Origin of the sequence: Cyanobacterium sp. Dongsha4 (genome assembly GCF_036345015.1) — a bacterium.
Lineage (GTDB): Bacteria > Cyanobacteriota > Cyanobacteriia > Cyanobacteriales > Cyanobacteriaceae > PCC-10605.
The window spans coordinates 2989109-3015213 of the sequence record NZ_CP084098.1 but is presented as its reverse complement, the minus strand read 5'-3'; the positions used below and the strand labels follow the sequence as shown (position 1 = coordinate 3015213).

Below are 26105 nucleotides of genomic sequence, written 5' to 3'. Positions count from 1 at the left end.
TTGCAGTTGGTGTTCAAAAAAAGAAAGATGCAACTTTAGTGATCGCTAATGATACCAACAACATTACTCTTGGTGATTGTAGTGCTTTAATGGCAGAAGTAGCTAGCTACTTTGATCGTTCTGTTGAAGCTGATTCCTACATCGATTACGCTATCAACGCTCTTCGCTAATCTTCTTTGTTGTTTCTACTTCAGAGTAATTGCCGTTTATTCGGTGTTCAATTTAAAAGAAAATCCTTGTTAGTTCAAGGTTGAAATAAATCAGTGTTATTGCCTGAGAGAATTAGCGAGTGCACTTTTATGGTTGTATTTGTTGATTTTTTCGGACAATAATGTTTTTGGGGGTTTAAATGATTGAAGTTGATAATTTGATTTATAGCAATTCTTTACTTAAAAGGGTGGAGAATATTATAAACTTTGTCTCAAAATAGACTTTAAAAATAATATTTCTGGTGAGATATTTACCCAAGAGTGTAGAATTTTAGTAAATTCTCGTTGTCAATCTGTTGAATATGTCGGATACCATTATCGCCGTTGAAAATCTAGGTAAAAAATATGTCATCGCCCATGAAAAACCTGAACGCTATACAGCCCTGCGAGATGTCATCGCCAACAGTACCAAATCCCTAGGGCAAAAACTGCTTAAAGGTCAAAAAACCCTCGACACTCCCGAAACAGAAGAATTCTGGGCTTTAAAAGACGTTTCCTTTGAGATTAAAAGGGGTGACAGAGTCGGCATTATTGGGCGAAATGGGGCTGGAAAATCCACTCTCTTATCTCTTAAAAATCCTCAGTCGCATCACCGAACCTACTACGGGCAAAATCTCTATAAAGGGTCGAGTAGCTAGTTTATTAGAAGTAGGTACAGGTTTTCACCCTGAATTGACAGGTAGGGAAAACGTCTTTCTCAATGGTGCAATTTTGGGCATGAGTCGAGAGGAAATTAAGAAAAAGTTTGATGAAATTGTCGCTTTTGCGGAAGTAGAAAAGTTTTTGGACACTCCCGTCAAACGTTATTCATCGGGGATGTATGTACGGTTGGCGTTTGCGGTGGCGGCACACTTAGAGCCTGAAATTTTGATTGTTGATGAGGTGTTGGCGGTGGGTGATGCCCAGTTTCAGAAGAAGTGTTTAGGGAAGATAGAGGATGTTTCAAAAGAGGGTAGAACCGTTTTATTTGTGAGCCATAATATGGCTGCTATCCAGAAATTATGTTCAAGAACTTTAGTTTTATCTGGGGGAGAAGTAAAATTTGACGGTATAACTTCATCTGGGATTAATTTTTATTTACAAGATTTAGAAAAATCAACTAGAAATGTCGAAATAGTTAATATGCCTCGTTCTGGTAATGGTGATATTCGACTTACAGGATTTTGCTGATAATTCCAAAAACCCTGAAAAGCTATGCCATAGCTGAAACCCCTAGAAAATCGTGCTGAAAATGCTCTTTGATTACATCAGGTAGCTTAGTTGTTGATTCTATTTTTCTCATTATTTGCGTCAATGATAAACGACCTAAACTAGGCATAAACTGCATTGATAACAGTATTAAATACATTATTACTTTAATTAATAATCCTATATAAATTCCCTGTTTCCTTAATTTCATCTCCGCAATTTTTAGTACCGATTTTAACATTTTCCAAAACTGTTCAATAATATTGTGTGCAGACCATATCCGCCATATTTCTACTCCTCTCAACGATATACTACTTAAATCCATCAATAAATAACAACTACTATTACTTTTTTGAAAAAATAACCAATTTAACTCCCCAAAAGTCGGATTTGATAATTTTTTTCTCACACAAGGCACATCTATTCCCCATTGATTTTCTTGATAATCCACTCTTTTTTTCCATTCACTTCCTTTTCCTTTAAAATCTTCTCCTTCAAATACATAACTACTTTTCCCAGCCATAATAATTTTGGTGAATCCTAGTTCATCTAATTGTTCTTTTAATTGTTTTGATACATACCAAGAATCGAGAGTAATAGGATATTTACTAATATTGATATTTTCTTTGAGACATTCTTCTTTAATTTCCTTTAACATCGCAATTAAAATACTTGGTTTATCCGTATTTTTTCTTCCCTGTTTGGAGCAATATTTTAATCCAATGGGTATTGCTTTTCCATTGATTGTTAATATGATTCCTAATATATTTTGTCCATTTACCACTTTTTTCCAACGTCCACTATACCAAGTAAATGTACAGCGTAACCTCTTTCCTACTCTGTCAATAACACTATCATCTACAGCAAATGTTATCTTTGCCCTTGACTGTGTAGAATTACTCTTTTTTTCAATAATTTGTAACTGTTCTACTGCCACATTGACCATCAATAATTTTAAAACTTTTTGGAGCTTGTATAATGTCCATGAAGAAATTTCTGTATATATTTTTTGATGATTAACTCCTAAGAAATCTGCCAATTGTTTAGGATTAAAACAGCCATAGGCATGACTGATTGCTAAAATCATAATAGCTTCAAATGCTTCAATTTTATGAGAGCGAAATAATCTATTAAATCTGACAAAGAAAATCTGAATTATGCTAGATAGATGAAATTTCATGATTTAGGAAAAATATTTTGGGCATTTTCATTTAAGCATACGGTTTGATTCTTAACACTTTCAGCTTTTCAGCCATTTTCAGAATTGTCAGCATAATATTGCTTATTCTCAAGAAGGGGAGGATTTAGTTCTTGCTCGTTTCTTTAAAAGACAAAAAGACGGATTTTTTGTTGATGTTGGAGCACATCATCCTCAAAGATTTTCTAATACATATATATTTTACTTACGGGGTTGGAAAGGTATTAATATCGATCCATTACCTAACTCAATGCAAAAATTTAATGAATTAAGACCAAATGATATTAACTTGGAATTAGCTATATCGAATAATGACCAAAGATTAGTTTATTATCAATTTAATGAACCTGCGTTGAATGGATTTTCTCCAGAAATCTCAAAAGAAAGAGACGGGTTAAGAGGACAGTATAAAATTATAAGTCAAACAGAAATTCAAACCTACAAATTGTCAGAAATCTTAGATCAATATTTACCGTCTGATCAGAGTATTGATTTTTTAAGCATTGATGTGGAGGGTTTAGATTTAGAAGTGTTGAAGTCCAATAATTGGGAAAAATATAGACCAAAACTAATTTTAGCTGAAGATTTAAGTCGGCTATCTTTAAAACAATTACAACATTCTAAATTAGTTAGTTTTTTGGATCAATTGGGTTATGAAATATATGCAAAAACTGTGAATACATTATTTTTTCTTGATACAAAGAGTCAATTGAAGAATGAGGAAGTTTGATCGAGTTTTTGGAAAAGAATGAGGGGGCGATCGCCCTTGTACCTTTTTGGATATGAGGAAAGAATATAATAGATTGTAGATATTTAAGAATCAAGGAGGAGAAAAACCATGACAACTACCGCCGATGACGTTTGGAGATTATTGGCAGAATTAGTGGAAGCTCAAAAAGAGACCGATCGCAAATTCCAAGAAACCGATCGTCGATTTCAAGAAACAGAGCGACTTATCAAAGAAGTTAGTGAGCAACAAAAGAAAACCGATGAACAAATGAAAAAAACCGATCGCAAGATTAAAGAATTAGGGAAACAAATTGGCGGTTTAAGTTCTAAATTCGGTAGTTTCACTGAAGGGTTAGCCTTGCCTTCTATGACAAAAATCCTGCAAAAAAAATTCGGGATGAATGTCATTAGCCCCAGTGTTAGAGTTCGTAAAGACGGAGAAGAAATAGAAATCGATGTCTTAGCTTACAGTAATGGTGAGATTAACACCGTTTATATCGTAGAAGTGAAAAGTCACGCTAAAGAAGAAGCCATTGACCAACTCAAAAACATCTTAGGGCGTTTTCATCATTTTTTCCCCGAACATGGTAGAAAAAGAGTTTATGGTATCTTAACAGCAGTAGATATGTCCGCAGATGTGCGTAAAAGGGCTTTACAAGAGGGGTTATACGTTGCCCGTATCCATGACGATGTTTTTAAACTAGACACCCCTAAAGATTTTCAACCCTTAGCATGGTAAAGAAAGTTCGATCGATCTTTGAGGAAATGGGAGGTTCGATCGCACCTATGGAAAGAAACGAAAGAAGAAGAGAGATCGCATCTATGGAAATTGTAATAATAGGGTGAAAATATCCATAGATTTTATGCTTAACACTCCCGTAGCCTTAATTATCTTCAAAAGACCAAAACAAACTCAACAAGTTTTTAACGCCATCCGTCAAGCTAAACCAAAGCAACTATTTGTTATTGCTGATGGTGCGAGAAATCCAGAAGAAGCCGAAAAATGTCAACAAGCACGGGATATTATCAAACAAGTAGATTGGGATTGTCAAGTTTATACTAACTATGCAGATGAGAATTTGGGGTGTAGGGAAAGAGTTTCTAGTGGCATAACGTGGGTATTTGAGCAGGTAGAGACGGCAATTATTTTAGAAGATGACTGTTTACCCCATCCCTCTTTTTTTACCTATTGTGAAACTCTGCTTGACTATTATCGAGACGATGAACGAATAATGGTAATTACGGGAAATAATTTTCAGGGAGGCAATAAAAGAACACCCTATAGCTATTATTTTTCTAAATATAATCATTGTTGGGGCTGGGCATCTTGGAGACGGGCTTGGCAACATTGGCATTTTAACCTCGAAAAATGGATCGAGTTTCGAGATTTAGAAATGATGAAATTTGTTCATGAAGATCTCTACGAACAAAAATACTGGTCACAAATATTCGATCGACTCTTTTTGGAAAATAAACCCAATACATGGGATTACCAATGGACTTTTGCTTGTTGGTCACAAAATGGCTTAACAGTATTACCTAATGTTAACTTGGTATCCAATATTGGTTTTGGAGAAGATGGTACTCATACTTTCGGGGATAGCCCTTTAGCTAATATGCCCACAGAAGATATTGGGGAGATTATTCATCCTCCCTTTGTGATGCAACATAAGGAAGCTGATTTATATACTTTTAACCATATTTTGGGAGGTTTAGCAATGAAGGAGGCGGATACTTTTAAAGCAAAATTGCGTTCTCGTTTGGGTAGAGTGAAAGGTAAGATTAAAAAGTTAATCAAGAAGTAATCAGTAGGATATATAAAACTTATGAGATGAATTCTGAATTTATTACATCAAGACAATTTAAGTCCTAATTTACCTTTGTTAAGATTAATCGTTACACCTGAAGCCCAAGCCGCATCGGAAGCAAGACAAATTTTAAACAGTGCCACAACAGAAATGGAATTTAGACTAAAATTAGACTTAGTAGAAGCAATATTAGTCAACAAATTTACTCAATTAACCATCGAGGAGATTCAAAAAATGCTTAACCTGAAAGAAGCTGATATTACTCAAACTCGTTTTTATCAAGAGGTTTTACAAATTGGCGAAAAACGTGGTGAAAAACGTGGCGTACAAAGGCGTACAAAAAGGAGAAGCTAATCTCGCTATTCGCTTATTAACTCGCTGTTGTGGTAATTTAACTCCCATACAAGAGGAAAAAGTTCGATCGCGCCCTATCTCAGAATTAGAATCTTTGGGAGAAGCCTTATTAAATTTTCAGGGTATGAGTGATTTAGAAAGTTGGTTTCAAAATAACAATCATTAAAAATCTCGATCACTGAAAGTGGGGGTGCTCGATCGAGCCTTCATTAATAACAACATATTAAATCAAGATAAAAAAAGTAAATAACTTATTTAATAAAAGGAGAATTAAACACGATGACAATATTATTAGAAACTCCTCAACCACAATCCAATAAATTATTTTTACATGGTATTACTTGGAATCAGTTGAAAAATTTAGAAAGTAGTTTTAATGATATTGCTGGAGTTAGACTAATTTATTTAGATAGTATATTAGAAATTATGATTTTAGGAACAGAACATGAATATTATAAAAGAACTATTAGCCTATTATTAGATGCCTATTTAAGAGCAAAAAATATCAGATTTTATAGTGGTGGTAGTGCAACTTTGGGGACTAAAGAAATAACGGGAAGAAAAGAACCCGATGAATCCTATAATATTCATAGTAAAAAAGAGATTCCTGATTTAGTGATTGAAATTATTATTACCAGTGGAGATATTAATATACTAGAAATATATCGCCGTCTTGCTATTCCTGAAGTTTGGTTTTGGCAAAATAAAGTTTTAACAGTTTATACCTTAAAAAATAATCAATATATTAAAGTTAATGAAAGTAATTTATTACCTGATTTAAACTTAGAAAGTTTTACAAAATATATTAATTATCATGATCAATATGATGCCGTAAATGAGTTTATTAGCGAACTTAAATAGAGGTACAAAAAATAAAAAGCTAAAATTAAATTATTATGTTACCAACGTATAACAGGCATCTTGCCTATATTTCTGGAGATGTCTAATGTTATGTTAGGTTTTTTGAATTAGTCAATATATAGCAATCAAAAAATGATCAAAGAAATAGTTTATGACTTTATTAAATTATTCGCCGTTAACTTTATCTCAAAAATCTCAGAAACCATTAAGATTCGATCGAGCATGGAAAGTTGCCATAGAAGCCAATAAATATTTTGAAAAATATGATAGTTTAAAAGACTTTATTCTTTACCCTGCCCAAACTTGGCAACATAAAAATCATCTATCTCTAATTAAAGCAATAGAATTAATCAAAGCTCAACATCAACGCTCTATTAATTTAGTTTGTACGGGCAAAAAGAATTCTTTTTTCGATGAAACCATAGAAAAATACTTAACAAATTCACCTGTATCAAAACAAATACATTTTATGGATATTGTGCCAGAAACAGAATTATATTGGTTATATAAAAACTGTGCTTTAGTGGTTGTTCCTACTCTATATGAAGCGGGTAGTTTTCCTTTATTAGAAGCAATGTCTTTGGATGTTCCTGTAATTTGTTCTTCTGTGACTTCCTTACCTGAAACGATCGGCGATTCAAGATTTGTTTTTGAGCCTTTAAATATACAACAAATGGCAGATTTAATTATGAATATGCTAGATAATGAACAATTAAGGGGCGACAATGTTGAGAATAGCAAAAATAGGATTAAAGAACTAAATTCTATCAAAACATTTGATTTTTTATGTCGATCATGGGAAGAAACGATATTGACGAGTTAAAAAGGTGCGATCGAGTTTTTGGAAAAGAATGAGGGGGCGATCGAGTTGTGCCATTTTTGATGATCGGAAATAATTATAATAGATTGTATATGATTGTATATATTAAGAATCAACGAGGTGAAAAATCATGACAACTACTGCCGATGATGTTTGGAGATTATTAGCAGAATTAGTGGAAGCTCAAAAAGAAACAGAGCGACTTCTTAAAGAACAAAGTAAAAAAACAGATCAACAAATTAGAGCGGTAAACAAAGAATTAGGGAATTTAGGTAATCGTTTAGGGGAATTTGTGGAATGGCAAGTGCGCCCTGCTGCTGTCAGATTATTTCGAGAGCGTGGTATTGCGGTAAGGGAATTATCCGCTGATCTTTCCGTTAATGAGGGGGATGAAGGAATGGAAATTGATTTACTGGTAGTTGATACCACAGAAGCAGTGGAGATCGAAGTCAAAAGTAAACTAACAAAAACTGATGTGGATGAGCATTTGGAAAGATTGGGTAAATTTAAAAGACTATTACCCCGTTATCAAAATATTCAATTATTGGGAGCAGTAGCGGCAATGGTAGCACCATCGGAAGTGGCTCGTTATGCCTATCGTCAAGGATTATTTGTGATTACTCAGTCGGGAGAAGATTTAGTGATTGTTAACGATCAAAAATTTGAGCCAAAGGTTTGGTAATTGTCGTTATGGGATAAGGTTCGAGATTGCTTCTTTACCTCACAATGACAGAATAGGGGAGGTGCGATCGCATCTTTGCTGAACAAGAAAGAAGAAGCGCGATCGAGTTTTTGTTAAAGAATAAGGGGGCGATCAAGTAGTGTCATTTTTGATGATCAGAAATAATATGATAGAAACACTCAATAACTCGATTCTTGTAATGCCAATTCTAATTCCGTTGATAACTTTAATTTCTTAGCCCATACTTGAAGGTAGGTAAAATCAAGTTCTGATTGTTGAAGTTTGAAGATACCTAATATGTCTCGCCATTGTTGAGTTGATTGTTTTTGAGTTTGCCGATACCAAATTAGTTTTTGTAAAATTGTGTCTTCTGCACTGGAAAAGTTAAGACTTTCTCCCATGTCATTGACAGAAATTTCTTTTTTTCTGTGAAATCTTGATAGTTGAAAAGGATCATCATCTAAAATAAAAATGTCGATTTTCCATCCTGTCTCATTATCAATTAAATTAAAAGATCTTCTTAATGCGATCGCCTCTCTCACTGCTATTTCACTAATATAAAATCTAGGAGAAAAAGCATTAACTAATAGTTGAATTTGACTTTCTTGAATATCTACGACTAAATCAATATCCTGTGTGTAACGCATTTCCCCCCAAATGCCACTAGCAACCGATCCCCCTACATGATAAGAAATACCCAGAGATTCCAGAATTTTCGCCACGATTAATGTTTCTTCTATTACTCCTGTCATGGTTATTTTTTCTCCGACAGATAGTTTATTGATATATTTTAAATTTAATACTTTCCTTAAAAAGTAATTAATTTGTTGGCTTTTGTTTGGTAAATAGGTTTTAGCAATATGCCAAGCAGTAGAACGAGCATTATGGGTATTATGATTCAGGTGAATAGCTTTTTTGGTCTTATCCCACGATCTCCATAGGGCAAATAAAACCATTTCCGAGATAATATCCGTATCTTCTGATTGGGTTTTATAGGTAGTAGTTATGATCATTAATAAAAGAGGTGCGATCGAGCTTTAGCAGATATTTCTCACTATTGTAATCCTTTAATTGCCGAAATGAAAAAAGCCCCATCCAGACAAGAAAAGAAAGAGCGATCGCATCATTGAGTTACGTCAACAGAGCGATCGCATCAAACCTTTACAAGAGAAAATGCAAGAATATTTGGATAGTGGTTTGCGTTTAGGGTGGTTAATTAATCCTCAAGATAGAGAAGTAGAAGTTTATCAACCTGAAAAAACAGTTGAGATTTATTCCATGCCTTGTTTATTATTAGGAAAAGATGTTTTACCTAATTTTGAATTGGAAATAAATTTTTAAACTTATTGGATAATGACGGTAATAATTAGTGAACAAAATTTAGATATTATTCGGCAACAAGGAATTAAAAATTATCCTTATGAGTGTTGTGGATTGTTATTAGGAGTTATTAACAATTGTGTAAAAAATGTGATTAAAGTTGTTCCCGTGGAGAATGATTGGAAAAATCAAAAACATTTATTTACTAAAAAATATGATGGTCTAAAAAGAAATTTAAGAGATAGTTTTGCTATTAATCCTTTTACTTTATTGAAGATACAAAAAGAAGCAAGAAACGAAAATCTAAATATTGTTGGCATTTACCATTCTCACCCTGATCATTCGGCTACCCCTTCAGAATTCGATCGAGATATAGCTTATTCTGTATATTCTTATTTAATTTTATCAGTTCATAAAACAAAGGTCACGGATATATTTATTTGGCTTCTTGATGATAATGGCCAATTTGTTCGAGAGAAGTTAGTTGTTATTTAATTGATTAATTTAATTGATAATTCTGAAAAAACTTAAAGAGTTCAAAATACTGAAGATCAAAGTATATATTAAAATGAAAATGCTACTGACAAAAACAGAGGATTTACATTATCATTATGGTTAAAAAAAATACCAATTATGTATAAACAAAATTCACAAATAGATAGTAATGTTGGTTTTGCAATAGGCACGGGTAGATGTGGGACGAATTTTCTAGCCAAATTAATAGAATTAGAACCCTATGTGAAATCGACCCACGAGAGAAATGCACTTAATGAAACCTTTCATCGTTATTGTAAATGGTATGATCTACCGGTTGATAATGAGGGTTTTTTACAAACAAAGGAAACAGAAATACTTGAAGACTTAAAGAAACACGATTATTCTTTTGAAGCTAGTGCGTTTTTATCAGTCTCTGTTAAGGACTTATACGAAAGATTTGGGGCTAAATTTCTACTTTTAGTCAGAAGTCCAGAAAAAGTTATTAACTCTTATCTGGTAAAGGGATGGTATAAAGATAAATTTATTCAGAAAAATCATGATTTAGGTTTGGGTTATCAAAAAAATAAATCTTTTCATCATTTTTTGGGACGACCTGCTCCCATTGGGGATAAGTTTACCAAATGGCAAACCATGACAAGAGTGGGAAAACTTGCCTGGTATTGGAATGAATTAAACTTCAGGGTCATTAATTTATTTGAACAAATACCAAAAGAATATTGGAAAATTCAAAAATTAGAAGAGTTTGACTATCAATCCTACATTGAAATAGCTAACTTTTTTGGTTTTCAGCCCAAAGTAACAGTTAAACAGTTTGACAATTTGACCAATAAAAAACCGAATGGCTTTATTGAAGTACCCACCATTAAAGATTGGACAGATCAAGAAAAACTGGAATTTGAACGAGAAGTACAGTCAATGGCAAAATATTTTGATTATCAATACCAAGTTAATTTGCTTCCTATCCCAAAAACATATTCTATAACCCTTAAACAGAAATCTGTCAGAACACTCAGAAAAGTCAAACGAATTTTCTTTTCTTTTCCCACTTAAAAGCACATCGGAGCTGCAATATCTTTATTTTATGAGCATATCAATTAGAAACTTAATGAAACATTCCTCCTATCTATTTGCAGGAGGCATTGGTTCTATGGTGCTACGATTTGTGCAAAACATTTTTGTGGCGAGGGCTTTAGGAGCAGAATCATTAGGGGTTTGGAGTACAATAGTTTCTTTTTCTGTTATTGTTTCATCTTTTTTTGCTTTTCGTACTCAAGAAGCACTAACTCGTTATTTGGTAGAGTTTAGGATAAAAAATGAGTTAGAAAAAATAAGATTACTACTGGCTACTGCCATTATTACGGATGTAACAAGTAATATAATTCCATTTTTATTTATAGTTATATTCTCTCCTCTAATAGCGGCTAATTTAGCACAGGGACAAGCTCAACCTATTTTATTTATCCTTTATGCCACATCATTTTTAGCTCGTTCCTTTGATAACACATGGTATTGTGTTGCCCGTGATCTCAAGCGTTTAGGAAAACAATCTTTTCGTCAAATTTTTATTACTTTTGTTCAGGTAGCTCTGATTTCCTTACTTTATTTTGTAAAACTACTCAACTTATATACAATGAGTGTAATGATTAGTTTTATCTCTATAGTTAATTTTATTGTTGTAATAATTTTTCTTAATCAAGAATTAAAAGAAGGCTATAACATAAAAATTATGTCTTTACCGTGGCATAATTACTTCCAAAGTTTTCGACAACTAAATCAATTTTGGAGTTTTATGACCTCAACTTATATCTCAACAACCTTTTCTAGTCTGATTAAAAATATTGACATACTTATTTTGGGTGCTTTCACTTCAAATAAAGAAGTTGGAGTTTACCAATTAGCAAAAACACTATCTAGTTTTTTACAAGTAGGAACTCAGTCACTCACTTCTATCATATATCAGGATTTTAACGAATTAATCGCTAACGGTCAAACACAAAAAATTGTTCAAGAGTTGAAAAGAATTTCACTGAGATTAATTCCCTTTCTTAGCGTGGTCATGATTTTGATTTTGCTGTCAACATATCCTTTCATACTATTTGTCTATGGAGAAGAATTTATTACATCCTATCCTTTATTTGCTATAATCTGCCTTGGATTTGCTATTTCTTTCATTTTATTTTGGGCTCAACCTTTAATACTTAGTTTGAATTATCATAGGTATAAAGTTAAAGTAGTCGTGATCAGTTTTTTTATAGAAGTAATATTTATGCTGGTTTTTGTTCCTAATTTTGGGAATCTTGCCATGTCTGTGACTACATCGGTTAACATATTTTGTATTAATTTAGTATGTGCAATTAAAGCAGTAAAAGAAGTTCGTAAATTTATTTATAAGACTTAAAAAACGTCCCTTGACGATACTCAATCAGAATGGAAAAGCGAAAAGTTGTGTCAACTACCGGTTTTTTCTTTCTAATGCTAGTTTTTTATTGCCAATCCAACTTAACGTGCTACAACCTATTCAATCGTACTGACTAAAAATGAACAATAATAGCAAAACAGTCCCCAACGTTCACATATCCTATAACCAAAAAGTTCGTCCATATCATTTAGAAATAGCAAGATTATTTGAGAAATATTCATCACCATCTTTAGATTACGATCTATTAGAAATCGGGTGTGGCTTTGGATATACACTGGAATTGATAAAAAATAAAAGGCCAGATACCAGAATTTCCGCTGCTGATATTGACCCGTATTTACTAACTACAACAAACAAAAAAGTAACATTGCATAGGTCAATTGAGATTAATCCGATGGGAAATTTTGAAGACTTATTTGATTTGAAGTTGACATTTGACTGTATTATTTTATCTCATGTTCTTGAACATACGAGGAGACCTTATGATATAGTGAGGGGGATTATGAAAATGCTTACTCCTAACGGACTGGCAATAGTTGCTGTGCCGAATCCAGTTCGCCCTACAATATTTTACGGAAATATTCTTAAGCGCCACTACGTCAATCGAGGCCACGTATATTCTTGGGATAGATCTCATTGGATTAATTTTCTTGAGCGTATTTGTTGTGTAAGTGTTGAAGAGTATTCACAAGACTATGTACCTTTACCATGGTTTGATAAATTTGCTATTTTTAAACCACTCGAAATTTCGTTATCATCATTTTTTCCTTGGTTATGTTTTTCAAATATAGCTGTTATCAAAAATAAAGAATGAAAATATTAAAGATAAAGTAGAGTAAATATCAATAACCCTCTTTTGTCAAACTCCGCAAACACTTGTAATTTATAGATTCTGGAACTATGGTATATCAATTGATCGATAGAATCTTTAATACTATAAAATCAATCAAAACTTTAAATTAGTAAATTTTACTATGTAACATACTTTAATCCTTAATTACCAAGGTGTTTGAAAATATTTAATAATAGTTAAAATCGGAAACTGACAAAAGAGGGATAAACCTCTTATAAAATAGGAATTAAAATGTAGATGAAAATAGCCTATATATCATGGTCGGGTATACCTTCTCGCTCTGCTAACAGCATCCAAGTTATGAAAATGTGCGAGGCTTTCACCAAAAATGGACATGAGGTTCTATTGTTTGTAAAAAAACAATCAAGTTTAAATTCAGAACCAGAAGATATTTACAGTTTATATGGAATTGAACAGAAATTTGATATTTCCTATTTACCACCTTTATCTTTTGCTGGAGCTGGTTATCTCTATAGTATTTTAGCCTTACCAGCTTTATGGAAATTTAAGCCAGATGTTATCTATTGTCGACTAATTTCCGGATGTCTTCTCGGTTTATTCTTCAATATTCCTTCAATTTTTGAATCTCACTCAGACATAGGAAAATCGGGAAAAGTAGCGGCAAAATTACTATCTTGGCTCGTCAATCAGAAAAAACCAACTAGAATTGTTACCATTTCTAATGCTCTCAAAGAATCTTTTGTTAACAATTATCAAATTCCTGACAAATTAGTCTGTGTTGCCCATGATGGAGCAGACGATTTAGAGAAGAATCAGAAAAGTCTATCCAGTTTTTGTTTTGACTCAGATGTATTTCGTGTTGGTTATATCGGTCAATTATATAAGGGAAAAGGGATGGAGATTATCTCTCAATTAGCCCCTCTATGTCCATGGGCACAATTTCATATTATTGGAGGAACAGAAGAAGATCTTAAAATTTGGAAGGAAAAAACAAATGAATTATCTAATCTGATTTTTTATGGTTTTTTGCCATATTCTCAAACTCATCAATATCGTTCCAGTTTTGATGTTTTGATTGCTCCTTATTTGAAAAAAGTAGGTATAGCTGGGCATCAGAATGGGGATGTTGGTAAGTGGATGTCTCCTCTGAAAATATTTGAATATATGTCTGTGAGTAAACCAATTATTACATCTGATCTACCAGTTTTAAAAGAAGTTTTAGAAGATAATAAGACAGCTTTATTATGTAATCCTGATGACATTAATGATTGGGCGAAGGCGTTATTAAGACTTAGAGACGATTCTTCTTTGAGGGAGCATTTAGGGAGTAACGCAAGAAAAGAATTTTTATCAAAGTACACATGGAAAGCGAGAGCAAATTTTGTTCTATCTTGTTTGGAAGTAACCTAAGTGCGATCGCACTCCCACTTTCATATCCTTAGAAGTCCAATGAAATGGGTGAAACTCTAAACTTTTCTACTCCTGAAGATACTATTTTACAAAAACTTATTTGGTATCGAAAAACAAAAAAACAGTCTTCTCAACAATGGCGCGATATTTTGGGAATCTTCAAACTTCAACAGTCTGATCTTGATTTAGGCTATCTTAAACAATGGGCTGAGATTTTAAAACTTTCAACAGAATTAGATCAAGCATTACTCGAATCTACTTATTGTTGACTGGATTCAGAGGTGTAATTGCACCTATCACTTATTTTTCCATACATTTTCTGTCGATTCATCGTTCTCTCCCACTTAGGATTTATGATAAATTGAATCAAATAAAAACAAAAAAAGTAACATAACATAATTCTAGCAATGCAAATAATTAATAAAATCATCACGGGTGGCAAAGCCCATAAAAGTCGTTTTCATGATGAAAAAGGCAATCTTCTTGATTTAAAAGGATTTATTTATCTTCCTCACTGTTTAGTGACTACTTTGGCACGAGTAAGTATCGGTTATCGTCCAGTTTTGCCTTGGTTGGGGTATCGGGCAATTAAACATTTAGAAAAATTGTTACAACCTAATTGGAATATGATTGAATGGGGATCAGGGATGTCAACTTTGTGGTTTGCTCAGAGAGTACAAAATCTTACCAGTATTGAAGACTATCAGCCTTGGTATGACAAGGTTAAATTAACCCTCGACAAAGTTCAGAATGTAGATTATCAATTTAAAACGGGAAACGATTATTTTACCTTGGATAATTATCCGGATAGAACTTTCGATTTTATCCTTATTGACGGTTCAGAAAGGGGTAATTGTGCCAAAACTGCCATTACAAAAATAAAACGGGGTGGTTATATATATCTTGATAATTCAGATAAACATTCCACCTCTGAGGGAGGAGATACGAGAATTGCTGAGCAAACCCTATTAAATGCAGTAAAAGAGAAGGGGGGAGAAGCTCTCTATTTTGTTGATCTCGTGCCTACTTATTTAGCTGTTAATCAAGGAATGCTAGTTAAATTATAATCATAACCAAAAATTAATCATTATATTAAAATCGCTATCAAAATTATTTCATCAAATCAAAAATTTATGAAAAATCCATTAAGAAAAGCATATCTTACTTTAAGAAGTTATATTATGGCTAGAAGTGGCCTCCAACCCTTTGGGCAGTACTTTTACTCGAAAAACGATAATTTATTCAAGGTTAAAAAAGAATTAGAAATTCCATTATCAAATCTTAGTGGAAAGTTTAATTCAATATTTAGGCAATATATAGATTACTATGGTTTAGGAAATGAATGTTTACTATTATCCGAAGGAAATAAAGTTAAAACAGAATTAGCCAAATATTGTCCTCAAGTCAAGTTTTTAACTTCCGACTTGTTTAGCGAATTAACAAAAAATAATTTACCCGACATTCTTTGGGACGTTTGTCTTCCCCCACCAGAGGATCTGAAAAATAGAACTTTTGATTCAATTATATCTCATGCTCAAATAGAGCATATTATTGCTCCTTCCTCAGCTTTAATTAATTTTTTTGACCTCTTGAAACCCAATGGATATATATATATATATTAACGGCTACACCGTCATTTCATTATCATGCTTATCCTCGTGATTATTTAAGATTTCATCATGACTATTTTTTCGACTTCCCTCAATTTTTGGAAAAGTTAAGAGGCGACAAAATAGAATTAATGGAAATGTACTCCAGTAAAGGAATAATCTGTGTTTGTTATCAAAAAATTTAATTGAAACTTAGCACTATGACTATAACTAAATCTGAATATATAGAACTGAAAAATTGTCCCTTATGTGGTTCATCTGAAAAACGTCTTTTGTTTAAAGCTCATGATTTATTAATGGGACAAGGAGGAGAATTTGGTGTAGAACAATGTATTAAATGTGATTTTCGATTTACAAATCCACGCCCTCCTGCTGAAAATATTTTTGACTATTATACCAGGGACTATCATTGTTATCGAGATGATAATATTTCTACCAATAAAATTATCGAATCTTCAACTTCTGAAAAAATACAAAGCAATGACTCTGTAAAATACGGTTTTTACGGAGGATTTTGGGGGAGTAGAGGCTGGGCTATTCCTAACTTAAACAAAGGTGCAACAGTTTTAGAATTAGGATGTGGCAGTGGGGGTTTTATTCGAGAATGTATTTCTCGTGGATGGAATACGATCGGAACAGATCTTAATCGAGATTTACAATCCACTATTTTTAATATGGGGGCAAAGTTTATTGAAACCAACCTTCCATCGATCAATCTCCCTGATAATCACCTCGATGCAGTATTTGCTTGGCAAGTTTTAGAGCATCTTTATCAACCCATTGAAACTTTAGAAGAAATTAAGCGAGTCCTTAAACCTCAAGGGATATTTGCCTTTAGTGTTCCCAATTCTGACTGTTGGCAATTTCATCTCTTTAAAAATAAATGGGCAGGATTACAAGTTCCTACTCACGTCAGTCATTTTTCTGAGAAAAGTATTCGTCAAGTAGTTGAAAAATCTGGGCTAAATATAGTTGAGATTTACGGACAGAATACTATAGGGTGTCTTTTCCCAAGCATTTTATTATGGAGGGGTAAAACAAGTGTTACTTTAAATCAACAATGGACTCCTATTAATTTTGTCAATAAACTTATTGATCGATTCTTATCTATTTTCGTTTATTTAATTTTCGGGAAGAATCAAGCTGAAAGATTAACCGTAATATGTGTCAAAGAAGAGAATCAAATATAGCTTAATAAAAATAATAATGACAAAAAAAATTTATTTCTTCACAAATCCTCCAGAATATCCCACAACAAGGTTTAGATCGCAACAGTATTTGTCATATTTCCACCAGTATGGATATACAACTATCTTCTGCACATCTTTAGCTTCTAGCATAAAAAAACCTCAGTCAGAATCTTCGATCTCTGTTTTGATTTTTAACATTGCACGATATTCGACAGAATTGAAAAATGTAGTTAATCGTTGGCAAAAGATTAATCAAATAAATGATTCAGACACTATAGTGTATATACACTCCTTTTTGACCCCTTTTTTAGAAACAGACTATCTAGCCCAAGTGGTAAGAAAAAAATCTTTAAGAATGGTATTAGATATGGATGATGCTATATTTGCTACAAATAAAAGAACAGAGATGAAGCTGAAAAAACTATTGCCTCTTTGTGATGCCGTAATAGTTGGCAATAAGTATTTAGCTGAATTTGCTCATAAATATCAAAAAAATATTCACATTATTCCCACACCAATTGAAACTAATTATTATGTTCCCAAAACAGACTACGATACTCAGGATGAGGATAAGATTACAGTTGGTTGGATGGGAGGATGGATTAATCTAATCCATCTCAACTTGATTATTTCCAGTTTAAAGAATCTTAAAAGCCAAATTTCCAATATCAAGATTAAAATTGTTACCAATATCGAAGATTTACCTTTAAATCTCAAAAATATTGCGGAGTTAAAACAATGGAGTGCAGAAGAAGAATTGGCGGACTTACAATCTTTTGATATTGGCTTAATGCCCTTGGAAGACAATCCTTTTAGTCGAGGAAAATGCTCTTTTAAATTATTACAGTATATGGCAGTGGGTATTCCAGTCATCGCTTCTCCTGTGGGCATGAATAAGGAAGTTGTTAGAGATAACGGTTTTCTTTGTAGTTCTTCTGAAGAATGGTTAGACAGCTTATTATTACTTTGTAAAAATAAAGAATTAAGAAAAAAAATGGGAGCTAAAAGTAGAAAGATTGTGGAATCAGATTATTCCACAGAAATCAACTTTATTAAGTTACATAGAGCGTTGACTGGAGATGAATTAAATGAATCAAAGCTAGACTAATTATTATCAATTCTACTTATTTTTTATACACAGGATATTTCGCATATGAAAGATACAAATATAGCTTTTCATCAACCTGGTGCTAGGCGAAATTATGCTCTTCCCTTAGCTTTATATCAGCAAGGGTTGCTAGAAAACTTATTCACAGACTTTTATGCCTACTCTTGGATGATGGAATGGGCAAAAGTCATAGAAAAATTAAGCAATGGTAAAATATCAGTAACTGAGAAGTTATCTAAAAGAAGACAACACGATTTACCAGATGATAAAGTTTCTAGTTTAGATTGGTTATTTTTGTTGTCTCGCCCATCCAAAAAAATTTTTTCCTATCAAGAATCATATTTACTTAATCAAAAAATATCTTTTTCTATAGCTCAACTAATTAAAAATCATAGGAAAGAGATAAGTCATATTTACTGCTATACATGGAATTCTAAAAACTGTAAAACATTTTCTGAAAATACTCCTGTCATAACTGACCAGATTCAATCTGTGATAAAGTTTTTTGTTCCAATGATTGAATCTGAACTACAAAAAAATTCTGATTGGGTAAAAGATAAAACAATGATTAATGGTATAAAAGATTGGTGGATGAAGATGGAACAAGAAGATAAAGAATCAACAGACTATTTTTTTGCTCCATCAAATTCAGTCAAAGAAAGCTTAATTAATGACTTATGTATTGATGAAGAAAAAGTATTCCTCAATCCCTACCCTGCTCCATTTTGGTTATATGACTACAATACTTGTTTCAAGAAAAATTCTACTAGGATTATGAGAAGTTCCACTTCGAAGGGTAAGTTAAGAATTTTGTTTGTGGGTAGTGTTGATCTGAGAAAAGGTATTCCTTATTTACTACAAGCACTCAGAAAATTAAATCCTCATAAATTTACCGCTAGAATTGTTGGTTCTATAAAAATTAATGAGAGTAAAGTTAAAGAATATTCAGATATTGCCACCTTTATGGGTAAAATGAACAAACCAGAGTTAGCTCAACAGTATGAATGGGCAGATGTATTTGTTTTCCCTAGTTTATCTGAAGGGAGTGCAGGAGTTATTTATGAAGCAATGGCTTTTGGTTTGCCAGTTATAACCACAAAATTATCAGGTTCATGGGTAACTCATGGCATGGAGGGACAAATCATAAAAGAACAAAGTATTGAGCAAATTGTTAAATCACTATTAATGTATATGGAAAATATTAACTTGGTAGATTTACATGGGCAAAATGCTTGGGAAAAAATCAAAATTTTTAACATAGAAGAAACAGGTATAAGACTAAAAAATTTACTTAGTCTTATTTCTTGATTTTTTACAATTTTTTCTTATAGACGAACTTGTTATGATTTTTAGTTATATTCTATTTATTATTCTAATATGTTTTTGTGTTTATCTAATTTGGTGGAGTTTTAAAGAACCTCTGAGACTTTATCAATTTCCTTTCTTTATAACTACCGCTTGTTTCGTATATATTGTACCTCAAATTCTTGCTTTAATCGAAGATCCTTACCCTGTTAGTCCTGATTATGTTGATTTAACAATTTTTCTGACAATTTTATCTTTATTTCTATTCTTTTATGGCTATGTTAAAAAAAATAAAGATCAAGAAATTATCAATAAAAAGAATAATATTCAAGACTTGGATCAAAGAATTTTTTATATAGGAATTGTTTATACAGTAATTGGTCTTTTTTGTAATCTAGCAATCGGAAATATTGATATTGAACAACAAAGAATTACTCAATGGACAGGTATTTTGACAGTTTATGCTTTTTTTCAAAGACTTTTATATTTCGGATTTGCTATTAATCTCTATTTTGCCATTATTAAACGTCATTTTCTGTACTGGTTTGTTTTTGGGGTTTCCGCATTTTGGCCTATCTTCAAAATGTTGTTTTATGCTAGAAGGACTGAAGCTGTAACCTATATTACCATTGTTTTGTTAACTCTTTGGTTTATTAAGGGATTTATACCTCAACGTCAATTAATCCTGATTGGAATAATTGTAGGCTTTTTCTTTATTAATGCTATTGGAGCATTTCGGGCAGAACTTGCACAAATCAATATAGGATATTCTAATTGGCAAGACTTTTTTAGTTTTAATTGGATGGATGATTGGCTAACCGCCTTTCAAAATGTTGATTGGTGGGAAGAAAACATAAAATTTTTTCAATCATCAGAAAGTGAAGACTATTTATTTACGACTCACTCCTCAGAAACTAAATATGCGGCTTCCGTGATTCAAGTAACAAGTGAAACCAGTCAATTTGATTATGGTACACGCTATTGGAACAGAATTATTTTTGGTTTTATTCCTGCCCAGTTTTTGGGGAAAACTTTTAAAGAATCATTCTATTTACAAGTTAATGAATCGTTTCAAGTTAGGATTTTTGATTATTTTTCTACTCAAACTTTTCAAACAGGTTATATTCTACCTATTATGGGGGATTTATTCTCTCAGTTTTGGTTTTTTGGCTTTTTTATTTGTTATTTTATCGGAAAGCAATTTAAAAATTTATGGTTATCCGTAAATCAAAAATTTAAAATATCAAATCAAATTTTATACCCTCTTGCTTTAGTATTTACATTTCCACTTTTCTTAGGAGGTTTAGATGGATTTATCTATAATATGATAACTTTTTTTATTTTTTCAATTCCAATTAAGTATATAGAATTTGTCAGCAATTATTATCAAAACCCAATACTGGAAAATAAAAATAAATGAATCAACATAAAGTGGCAATTTTATTTGCTAATTATGGACCATATCATTTAGCTAGAGTAAAGGCATTTCAAAGTCTAGTTAAAAAAAATAATGTTTGTCAGGTAGTTGCTATAGAAATAAGTCGTGATAGCATTGACTATCAATGGCAAACTCAAATTGAAAATAGCGATCTAAAAATATATTCTATATTAGGCAGTCTAAGACCTGATAAAGTTAGTAAAAACATTATAATCAAAAAAACTTTTGATCTGTTATCCCGCATTAATCCTGATGCGTTAGTAATTGCCGGATATGGCTATTTATCCATGCTATCAGCATTATTTTGGAGTCTTTGGCGTCAAAAACCTACAATTATCTTCTCAGAATCAAAAGAAGATGATGAATCTCGTATTTGGTGGAAAGAAGCCATTAAAAGTTTCCTTGTCAAGAGATACTCTAGTGCCTTAGTTGGTGGACATCCTCACAAAAGATATTTAATAAAATTAGGTTTTCCTGAAGATGCTATTTTTATGGGTTACGATGTGGTTGACAATAGCGTTTTTCATCCCGACAAAATCAAACAATTACCCTCTCCTATTCATAAGCCTTACTTTTTGAGTATTAATCGTTTTGTTGCCAAGAAAAATCTACCTTTACTAATTACTGCTTATGCTTACTATCATCAGAAAGTAGAAGAGAAGGCTTGGGATTTAGTTTTGTGTGGTGATGGTGGGTTACGTCCTCAAATTGAAGGTTTAATTCAGCAATATCAATTAGAAAATCATGTTCATCTCCCCGGATTTTTACAACAGGATGAACTCTTACCCTATTTTGCCCATGCTAAGACTTTTATTCATGCTAGTACAACGGAACAATGGGGATTGGTAGTAAATGAGGCGATGGCGGCAGGTTTGCCCGTAATTGTCTCTAATCGTTGTGGTTGTTTTGAGGATTTGGTGATGGAAGGAGTTAATGGTTTTGGTTTTAATCCTGAAAATCAAGAAGAATTAACTAATTTAATGGTGAAAATGAGTTCGGAAGATATAGATTTGGAAGCTATGGGTAAGGCATCTTTGAGCCATATTGAGAACTATTCCCCTGATTATTTTGCTCAAGGGTTGAAAAGTGAGATCGAATTTGCTATGGGAAAAAAGTAATTTCATCCATAGTATTTTGATTTTGGTGAAAACCAGAGCTACTCATGTTTTTTGACATTTCGGAAACGAATGGGTAAGAATTTCAAAGGTTCAATAAATTCTGTCTCATAAATTCTTTCAATGACAAAATCAATAGTTTTATCGGGAATTTGAGCTAACATTTCCTTACAATGGGGATGATGGGCGATAACTCCTTTTTTGGTGTAAGCAATCCATTGTCCACGATATTTTTTTAGTTCTTTTTTATTTGCCTGATACCATTCTTTTGGACTATTATAATCAGCGAGTTTTTCCATAACTATATTTATGACGGGTTTGCTTATTTTTATCAAAAAATTAAATGCTCATCTTTCATTATTCGCCGAGATAGCTCAATGTATGAAAAATATATTTACCACACTGTTTCAATCTCGATCGAACTTTTTTCCCTGATTCTTAAACACGTATTATAGTAAATAAAGAGAAAAATTGAATCGATAAAAAATGACCAGAAATAAAAGCCATTATCAAAAAATAATTACCGATTATTATTAAAGAAAGTTCGTCTATTCGGGACTTAGATTGATTTAATGTGAATAGAAAAAGAAGTCCTTAAACAAGTACGTAGCGGATTAGATGATGAAGCGATGCCCTGATCGTGCAGTGCTACTTCGCTTCCGTATATTAACAGTAGCTCGATCGAACCTCATGAAAATGAAAACTTAAGTCTCAATAATATTTTAATTTCATTTTTAACATATTGCTCTATGAAAATTTTAATGATGATTCCTGCTATTGGTTCAGTATATGGTGGCCCTTCTAAAAGTGTATTGGAGCTAGCTAAAAGAGTTGCCAAACAGGGGGTAACGGTTGATCTGGTGACTACCACTGCCAACGGTGAAACAGAATTAGACGTTCGCAAATTCCAATGGATTGAGCATGATGATTTAAAAATTCAGTATTTTCCTTATATTAGTTGGGGAGATTATAAATTTAGTTTTAGCTTAACTAAATGGCTAGATAAAAATATAAAAAATTACGACATTGTTCATACTAATGCAGTTTTTTCTTTACCAAATATTCCCGTTTACTGGGCTTGTCAAAAACAGAATGTCCCCTATATCATAACCCCTCGTGGAATGTTAGAACCTTGGGCATTATCCTATAAAGCATATAAAAAAAAGTTATTCTACTATTTACTAGAAAAACCCGCAATAAATAAGGCTAGTGGAATACAAGTATTAGCGACTTCTGAGAAAAATAATATTCAAGCTCTCAATCTTAAACCGCCATTATTTTTAATTCCTAATGGTATTTTTGCCGAAGATTTTATATCTTTGCCTTCTTCGTCTTTATTTTTAGAGAAATTTCCTGAAACAAAAAATCGTCAATTAATCTTATTTTTAGGTAGAGTCGATCCCAAAAAAGGTTTAGATTTATTAGCATCGGCTTTCGCTAAAATTAATCAGCAATTTCCTGATACTCATTTGGTTCTCGCAGGACCTGATAATGTGGGATATTCACCTACAGTAAAAAACCATTTTCAAGAATTAGGTTGTTTAGATCAAGTCACCTTTACTGGAATGTTAACAGGAGAAATGAAATACTCTGCATTGGCATCAGCCAGTATTTACATTGCACCTTCCTACTCTGAGGGTTTTAGTATGTCTATTTTGGAAGGCATGGCTTCGGGATTACCCTGTATTTTTACCAATGCCTGTAACTTTCCTGAAGCAAAAGAAGCTCAAGCGGCAAAGGTAGTAGGAGTAAACGAAGAAGAAATTACAGACGCTTTATCCTGGTGTTTATCTCACCCCCAAAAGACAAAAGAAATGGGATTAAGAGCTAGAGAATTTATTTTAAACAATTATACATGGGATAAAATAGCAGGTAACTTAATCTCGGTTTATCAAGAAATTATCTCAAAAAAAAATCAAAACGTTTAAACTTAAAAATTAATTAATGTAACTTCAATTATCACTATGACCAATCAATATCAAGAATACGAATATTCTTATCAATCCAGTCAAAAATCCCATCATCATAGCTATTTAAAAAAGCCAATTTTAGAGTTATTGAATGAGTTGCCTATGTCACTCCCTCCTAATAGGAACAAGAGAAAAATTAGTATTTTAGATCTTGGTTGTGGCAATGGTAGTTTTAGTAATATAATCGCTCAAGCAGGTTATGAAGTGACAGGGGTTGATGATTCTCCCTCTGGAATTAAGTTTGCTCAACAGACTTACGGTAATTGCCAGTTTATTCAAGAAAGTACATACGATATTTCTCCTGAAAAATTAGGTAAAAAATTTGATGTTATAATTGCGATCGATGTGATTGAGCATTTATTTTATCCCAAAGAATTAGCTAAAGTTGCGAAAAAGTGTTTAAATCCCGACGGATATTTGATTGTAACGACACCTTACAACGGCTATTGGAAGAATTTAGCCCTTTCAATCATGGGAAAATGGGATCAACATTTAACGGTTTTATGGGATGGTGGACATATTAAGTTTTTTTCCATAGCTACTTTGACAGAATTATTAAAGTCTCAAGGTTTTAGCAATATTAACTTCAAATTTGCGGGAAGATTACCTTTTCTTTGGAAAGACATGATATGTTATAGCCATATTTAAACTCTATAAACTGCTTTTTTCAAATATTCTCCTAATCGAACTGGAGTAAAATAATTGAGTAGGCATTGTCGATATAAAGGTAACTATCTATGACCCTAACTACCTATAAATGGACAACAGAAACTTATCATCAAGCCCTTGATAGTGGCATCTTTAATGGTGAAGCGGTAGAGTTATTGCGGGGAGAAATAATTATTATGTCACCAGAAAGAGAACCTCATGCCTATTATAATAGCGAAGTTGCTGACTATCTCCGCAGTTTATTGGGAAATCGAGTTAAAATCAGAGATGCGAAACCTATCACACTACCTCATAATTCCGAACCAGAGCCAGATATTGCTATAGTTAAACCGCTAGGTAAAGAATACTTAAAACACCATCCCTATCCTGAAGATATTTTCTGGATTATCGAATTTTCTCAAGCAACCCTCAGTAAAGATTTGAATGAAAAAAAAGACATTTATGCTGAAGCTGGTATTAGAGAATATTGGGTGGTAGATTTAAAAAATCTACAGCTAAAAGTATTTAGAGATTTAGTTAATAGTCATTACACATCAGAATTAACCATGAAAACTGGTCAAATTTCACCTCTTTCTTTCCCTGAAGTCAAGATAAATATTCCACAACTAATTGCGTAATAATCTATTACTATTTAATTACTGTAAAACTATTTATTAATCATTAATAAAAATCTATGACAGCAGTTATCACTAAACCGAGAGGGGAAAATATAGTTAAGTTAAATTCAGTTAGTTGGGAGACTTTTAATCGCCTTCTCAATGAATTGGGTGATAAAAGAAATCAACGTTTAACTTACCATGATCATATTTTAGAAATTATGAGTCCATTAGGAAAACACGAAAATAATAACCGTTTTATTGATGATCTTATTCGTGCGATCGCAGATGAATTAGGATTAAATCTCAAAAAATTCGGCTCACTCACTCTAAAATCTGAGCAATTTCAACAAGCAGTAGAGCCTGATTCTTGTTATTATTTACAAAATGAACCAAAGGTAAGAAATAAGCAACAAATTGATTTAACCATCGATCCTCCCCCTGATTTAGTATTAGAAATAGATATAACGAGCGGTTCATTACATAAATTACCTATTTATGCTAACTTAGGCATACCAGAAATATGGCGTTATGATGGGGAAAAATTAACTGTTTTTATCCTTGAAAAAGAGACAAATAATTACCGAGAGCTTGAGGAAAGTTTAGCCTTTCCCTTTATCAATATAGACTTGATTCCTGAGTTAATTCAACAAAGTTTAATCGATGGAGAAACAGCAGTTTTAAGAGCTTTTAGAAATTCTCTCAAAAATATATAAAACAAATCACAGATAAAAAATTACCGTATCTTAAATTGATTCAGATAGGCAAAAAAAGTTATTCTTTTTGGATATTAA

31 protein-coding genes are annotated in these 26105 nt (G+C 32.5%); 28 read left to right on the top strand and 3 right to left on the bottom strand.

The window, feature by feature from the left end:
• Positions 1-511: 511 nt before the first annotated feature.
• Positions 512-847: an ATP-binding cassette domain-containing protein gene (locus tag Dongsha4_RS12930; protein WP_330202779.1), complete on the top strand. Its 336-nt coding sequence runs from the start codon at positions 512-514 to the stop codon at positions 845-847.
• Positions 750-1379, top strand: a complete 630-nt coding sequence (locus tag Dongsha4_RS12925; protein ID WP_330202778.1) for an ABC transporter ATP-binding protein — start codon at positions 750-752, stop codon at positions 1377-1379. Before Dongsha4_RS12930 ends, Dongsha4_RS12925 begins: the two co-directional genes overlap by 98 nt.
• A 22-nt stretch (positions 1380-1401) precedes the next feature.
• Here the strand turns inward: Dongsha4_RS12925 and Dongsha4_RS12920 are convergent, their stop codons facing one another.
• Positions 1402-2577 carry a hypothetical protein gene (locus Dongsha4_RS12920; RefSeq protein WP_330202777.1) on the bottom strand — a complete coding sequence of 392 codons (1176 nt, stop codon included), beginning with the start codon at positions 2575-2577 and terminating at the stop codon, positions 1402-1404.
• Between the two features lie 97 nt (positions 2578-2674).
• Here Dongsha4_RS12920 and Dongsha4_RS12915 point away from each other — a divergent pair, with 97 nt between their 5' ends.
• The 8 genes from Dongsha4_RS12915 (at position 2675) to Dongsha4_RS12880 (ending at position 7849) form a co-directional block, all read left to right on the top strand.
• Positions 2675-3325, top strand: coding sequence for an FkbM family methyltransferase (locus Dongsha4_RS12915; RefSeq protein ID WP_330205437.1), 651 nt, complete (start codon positions 2675-2677; stop codon positions 3323-3325).
• 108 nt (positions 3326-3433) lie between these two features.
• Positions 3434-4063 (top strand): DUF3782 domain-containing protein, encoded by a 630-nt coding sequence (locus Dongsha4_RS12910; protein ID WP_330202776.1) that lies wholly within the window; start codon positions 3434-3436, stop codon positions 4061-4063.
• 103 nt (positions 4064-4166) lie between these two features.
• Positions 4167-5129 (top strand): glycosyltransferase family 2 protein, encoded by a 963-nt coding sequence (locus Dongsha4_RS12905; protein ID WP_330202775.1) that lies wholly within the window; start codon positions 4167-4169, stop codon positions 5127-5129.
• A gap of 75 nt (positions 5130-5204) precedes the next feature.
• Positions 5205-5486 carry a DUF2887 domain-containing protein gene (locus Dongsha4_RS12900; RefSeq protein ID WP_330202774.1) on the top strand — a complete coding sequence of 94 codons (282 nt, stop codon included), beginning with the start codon at positions 5205-5207 and terminating at the stop codon, positions 5484-5486.
• On the top strand, positions 5452-5652 hold the full coding sequence (locus Dongsha4_RS12895; RefSeq protein WP_330202773.1) for a DUF4351 domain-containing protein: 201 nt from the start codon (positions 5452-5454) through the stop codon (positions 5650-5652). The genes Dongsha4_RS12900 and Dongsha4_RS12895 overlap by 35 nt, the downstream gene beginning before the upstream one ends.
• 113 nt (positions 5653-5765) lie before the next feature.
• Positions 5766-6347 carry a Uma2 family endonuclease gene (locus tag Dongsha4_RS12890; protein WP_330202772.1) on the top strand — a complete coding sequence of 194 codons (582 nt, stop codon included), beginning with the start codon at positions 5766-5768 and terminating at the stop codon, positions 6345-6347.
• Between the two features lie 151 nt (positions 6348-6498).
• On the top strand, positions 6499-7170 hold the full coding sequence (locus tag Dongsha4_RS12885) for a glycosyltransferase (protein ID WP_330202771.1): 672 nt from the start codon (positions 6499-6501) through the stop codon (positions 7168-7170).
• Positions 7171-7297: 127 nt separating this feature from the next.
• Positions 7298-7849, top strand: a complete 552-nt coding sequence (locus Dongsha4_RS12880) for a hypothetical protein (RefSeq protein WP_330202770.1) — start codon at positions 7298-7300, stop codon at positions 7847-7849.
• Positions 7850-8028: 179 nt separating this feature from the next.
• On the opposite strand, the gene Dongsha4_RS12875 is transcribed toward Dongsha4_RS12880, so the two are convergent.
• Complete coding sequence (locus tag Dongsha4_RS12875) at positions 8029-8862, bottom strand: hypothetical protein (protein WP_330202769.1); 834 nt, start codon at positions 8860-8862, stop codon at positions 8029-8031.
• Between the two features lie 109 nt (positions 8863-8971).
• Here Dongsha4_RS12875 and Dongsha4_RS12870 point away from each other — a divergent pair, with 109 nt between their 5' ends.
• The 14 genes from Dongsha4_RS12870 (at position 8972) to Dongsha4_RS12805 (ending at position 22079) form a co-directional block, all read left to right on the top strand.
• Complete coding sequence (locus tag Dongsha4_RS12870) at positions 8972-9190, top strand: Uma2 family endonuclease (RefSeq protein WP_330205436.1); 219 nt, start codon at positions 8972-8974, stop codon at positions 9188-9190.
• 12 nt (positions 9191-9202) lie between these two features.
• On the top strand, positions 9203-9664 hold the full coding sequence (locus Dongsha4_RS12865; protein WP_330202768.1) for a M67 family metallopeptidase: 462 nt from the start codon (positions 9203-9205) through the stop codon (positions 9662-9664).
• A gap of 138 nt (positions 9665-9802) precedes the next feature.
• Complete coding sequence (locus tag Dongsha4_RS12860) at positions 9803-10717, top strand: hypothetical protein (protein WP_330202767.1); 915 nt, start codon at positions 9803-9805, stop codon at positions 10715-10717.
• 31 nt (positions 10718-10748) lie between these two features.
• Positions 10749-12065: a lipopolysaccharide biosynthesis protein gene (locus Dongsha4_RS12855; protein ID WP_330202766.1), complete on the top strand. Its 1317-nt coding sequence runs from the start codon at positions 10749-10751 to the stop codon at positions 12063-12065.
• Positions 12066-12204: 139 nt separating this feature from the next.
• Complete coding sequence (locus Dongsha4_RS12850) at positions 12205-12900, top strand: class I SAM-dependent methyltransferase (protein ID WP_330202765.1); 696 nt, start codon at positions 12205-12207, stop codon at positions 12898-12900.
• Between the two features lie 276 nt (positions 12901-13176).
• Positions 13177-14310 (top strand): glycosyltransferase family 4 protein, encoded by a 1134-nt coding sequence (locus tag Dongsha4_RS12845; protein WP_330202764.1) that lies wholly within the window; start codon positions 13177-13179, stop codon positions 14308-14310.
• Between the two features lie 44 nt (positions 14311-14354).
• The gene (locus tag Dongsha4_RS12840; protein ID WP_330202763.1) at positions 14355-14579 is read left to right on the top strand and encodes a hypothetical protein; all 225 of its coding nucleotides are present in this window, start codon (positions 14355-14357) and stop codon (positions 14577-14579) included.
• Between the two features lie 138 nt (positions 14580-14717).
• A complete protein-coding gene (locus tag Dongsha4_RS12835) occupies positions 14718-15377 on the top strand; it encodes a hypothetical protein (RefSeq protein WP_330202762.1) in 660 nt (219 codons plus the stop codon).
• Between the two features lie 66 nt (positions 15378-15443).
• Positions 15444-15932 carry a methyltransferase domain-containing protein gene (locus Dongsha4_RS12830; protein WP_330202761.1) on the top strand — a complete coding sequence of 163 codons (489 nt, stop codon included), beginning with the start codon at positions 15444-15446 and terminating at the stop codon, positions 15930-15932.
• Positions 15933-16120: 188 nt separating this feature from the next.
• Positions 16121-17110 carry a class I SAM-dependent methyltransferase gene (locus tag Dongsha4_RS12825; RefSeq protein WP_330202760.1) on the top strand — a complete coding sequence of 330 codons (990 nt, stop codon included), beginning with the start codon at positions 16121-16123 and terminating at the stop codon, positions 17108-17110.
• A 16-nt stretch (positions 17111-17126) separates the two neighbouring features.
• On the top strand, positions 17127-18218 hold the full coding sequence (locus Dongsha4_RS12820) for a glycosyltransferase family 4 protein (protein ID WP_330202759.1): 1092 nt from the start codon (positions 17127-17129) through the stop codon (positions 18216-18218).
• A gap of 45 nt (positions 18219-18263) precedes the next feature.
• Positions 18264-19526, top strand: a complete 1263-nt coding sequence (locus Dongsha4_RS12815; RefSeq protein WP_330202758.1) for a glycosyltransferase family 4 protein — start codon at positions 18264-18266, stop codon at positions 19524-19526.
• Positions 19527-19560: 34 nt separating this feature from the next.
• Entirely contained in the window at positions 19561-20943 is a 1383-nt protein-coding gene (locus Dongsha4_RS12810) for a hypothetical protein (protein ID WP_330202757.1), read from the top strand.
• A complete protein-coding gene (locus tag Dongsha4_RS12805) occupies positions 20940-22079 on the top strand; it encodes a glycosyltransferase (protein ID WP_330202756.1) in 1140 nt (379 codons plus the stop codon). Before Dongsha4_RS12810 ends, Dongsha4_RS12805 begins: the two co-directional genes overlap by 4 nt.
• A gap of 38 nt (positions 22080-22117) precedes the next feature.
• Here Dongsha4_RS12805 and Dongsha4_RS12800 read toward each other — a convergent pair whose 3' ends face one another.
• A complete protein-coding gene (locus Dongsha4_RS12800; protein ID WP_330202755.1) occupies positions 22118-22375 on the bottom strand; it encodes a DUF5678 domain-containing protein in 258 nt (85 codons plus the stop codon).
• 450 nt (positions 22376-22825) lie between these two features.
• On the opposite strand from Dongsha4_RS12800, the gene Dongsha4_RS12795 reads away from it, so the two are divergent.
• From Dongsha4_RS12795 to Dongsha4_RS12780, 4 genes are all read left to right on the top strand, one after another.
• The gene (locus tag Dongsha4_RS12795) at positions 22826-24004 is read left to right on the top strand and encodes a glycosyltransferase (protein WP_330202754.1); all 1179 of its coding nucleotides are present in this window, start codon (positions 22826-22828) and stop codon (positions 24002-24004) included.
• 36 nt (positions 24005-24040) lie between these two features.
• Positions 24041-24694, top strand: coding sequence for a class I SAM-dependent methyltransferase (locus tag Dongsha4_RS12790; protein WP_330202753.1), 654 nt, complete (start codon positions 24041-24043; stop codon positions 24692-24694).
• A gap of 89 nt (positions 24695-24783) precedes the next feature.
• The gene (locus Dongsha4_RS12785; RefSeq protein WP_330202225.1) at positions 24784-25332 is read left to right on the top strand and encodes a Uma2 family endonuclease; all 549 of its coding nucleotides are present in this window, start codon (positions 24784-24786) and stop codon (positions 25330-25332) included.
• A 56-nt stretch (positions 25333-25388) separates the two neighbouring features.
• Entirely contained in the window at positions 25389-26027 is a 639-nt protein-coding gene (locus tag Dongsha4_RS12780) for a Uma2 family endonuclease (RefSeq protein WP_330202752.1), read from the top strand.
• The last annotated feature ends 78 nt before the right edge of the window (positions 26028-26105 follow it).

Coding starts and splice junctions, on each gene's coding strand:
- Dongsha4_RS12860 (WP_330202767.1), top strand. CDS start 9,803: ATGTATAAACAAAATTCACAAATAGATAGTAATGTTGGTTTTGCAATA.
- Dongsha4_RS12795 (WP_330202754.1), top strand. CDS start 22,826: ATGAAAATTTTAATGATGATTCCTGCTATTGGTTCAGTATATGGTGGC.
- Dongsha4_RS12890 (WP_330202772.1), top strand. CDS start 5,766: ATGACAATATTATTAGAAACTCCTCAACCACAATCCAATAAATTATTT.
- Dongsha4_RS12910 (WP_330202776.1), top strand. CDS start 3,434: ATGACAACTACCGCCGATGACGTTTGGAGATTATTGGCAGAATTAGTG.
- Dongsha4_RS12830 (WP_330202761.1), top strand. CDS start 15,444: ATGAAAAATCCATTAAGAAAAGCATATCTTACTTTAAGAAGTTATATT.
- Dongsha4_RS12855 (WP_330202766.1), top strand. CDS start 10,749: ATGAGCATATCAATTAGAAACTTAATGAAACATTCCTCCTATCTATTT.
- Dongsha4_RS12805 (WP_330202756.1), top strand. CDS start 20,940: ATGAATCAACATAAAGTGGCAATTTTATTTGCTAATTATGGACCATAT.
- Dongsha4_RS12875 (WP_330202769.1), bottom strand. CDS start 8,862: ATGATCATAACTACTACCTATAAAACCCAATCAGAAGATACGGATATT.
- Dongsha4_RS12840 (WP_330202763.1), top strand. CDS start 14,355: ATGGGTGAAACTCTAAACTTTTCTACTCCTGAAGATACTATTTTACAA.
- Dongsha4_RS12785 (WP_330202225.1), top strand. CDS start 24,784: ATGACCCTAACTACCTATAAATGGACAACAGAAACTTATCATCAAGCC.
- Dongsha4_RS12810 (WP_330202757.1), top strand. CDS start 19,561: ATGATTTTTAGTTATATTCTATTTATTATTCTAATATGTTTTTGTGTT.
- Dongsha4_RS12790 (WP_330202753.1), top strand. CDS start 24,041: ATGACCAATCAATATCAAGAATACGAATATTCTTATCAATCCAGTCAA.
- Dongsha4_RS12925 (WP_330202778.1), top strand. CDS start 750: ATGGGGCTGGAAAATCCACTCTCTTATCTCTTAAAAATCCTCAGTCGC.
- Dongsha4_RS12780 (WP_330202752.1), top strand. CDS start 25,389: ATGACAGCAGTTATCACTAAACCGAGAGGGGAAAATATAGTTAAGTTA.
- Dongsha4_RS12885 (WP_330202771.1), top strand. CDS start 6,499: ATGACTTTATTAAATTATTCGCCGTTAACTTTATCTCAAAAATCTCAG.
- Dongsha4_RS12930 (WP_330202779.1), top strand. CDS start 512: ATGTCGGATACCATTATCGCCGTTGAAAATCTAGGTAAAAAATATGTC.
- Dongsha4_RS12825 (WP_330202760.1), top strand. CDS start 16,121: ATGACTATAACTAAATCTGAATATATAGAACTGAAAAATTGTCCCTTA.
- Dongsha4_RS12880 (WP_330202770.1), top strand. CDS start 7,298: ATGACAACTACTGCCGATGATGTTTGGAGATTATTAGCAGAATTAGTG.
- Dongsha4_RS12920 (WP_330202777.1), bottom strand. CDS start 2,577: ATGAAATTTCATCTATCTAGCATAATTCAGATTTTCTTTGTCAGATTT.
- Dongsha4_RS12800 (WP_330202755.1), bottom strand. CDS start 22,375: ATGGAAAAACTCGCTGATTATAATAGTCCAAAAGAATGGTATCAGGCA.
- Dongsha4_RS12835 (WP_330202762.1), top strand. CDS start 14,718: ATGCAAATAATTAATAAAATCATCACGGGTGGCAAAGCCCATAAAAGT.
- Dongsha4_RS12845 (WP_330202764.1), top strand. CDS start 13,177: ATGAAAATAGCCTATATATCATGGTCGGGTATACCTTCTCGCTCTGCT.
- Dongsha4_RS12850 (WP_330202765.1), top strand. CDS start 12,205: ATGAACAATAATAGCAAAACAGTCCCCAACGTTCACATATCCTATAAC.
- Dongsha4_RS12815 (WP_330202758.1), top strand. CDS start 18,264: ATGAAAGATACAAATATAGCTTTTCATCAACCTGGTGCTAGGCGAAAT.
- Dongsha4_RS12865 (WP_330202768.1), top strand. CDS start 9,203: ATGACGGTAATAATTAGTGAACAAAATTTAGATATTATTCGGCAACAA.
- Dongsha4_RS12820 (WP_330202759.1), top strand. CDS start 17,127: ATGACAAAAAAAATTTATTTCTTCACAAATCCTCCAGAATATCCCACA.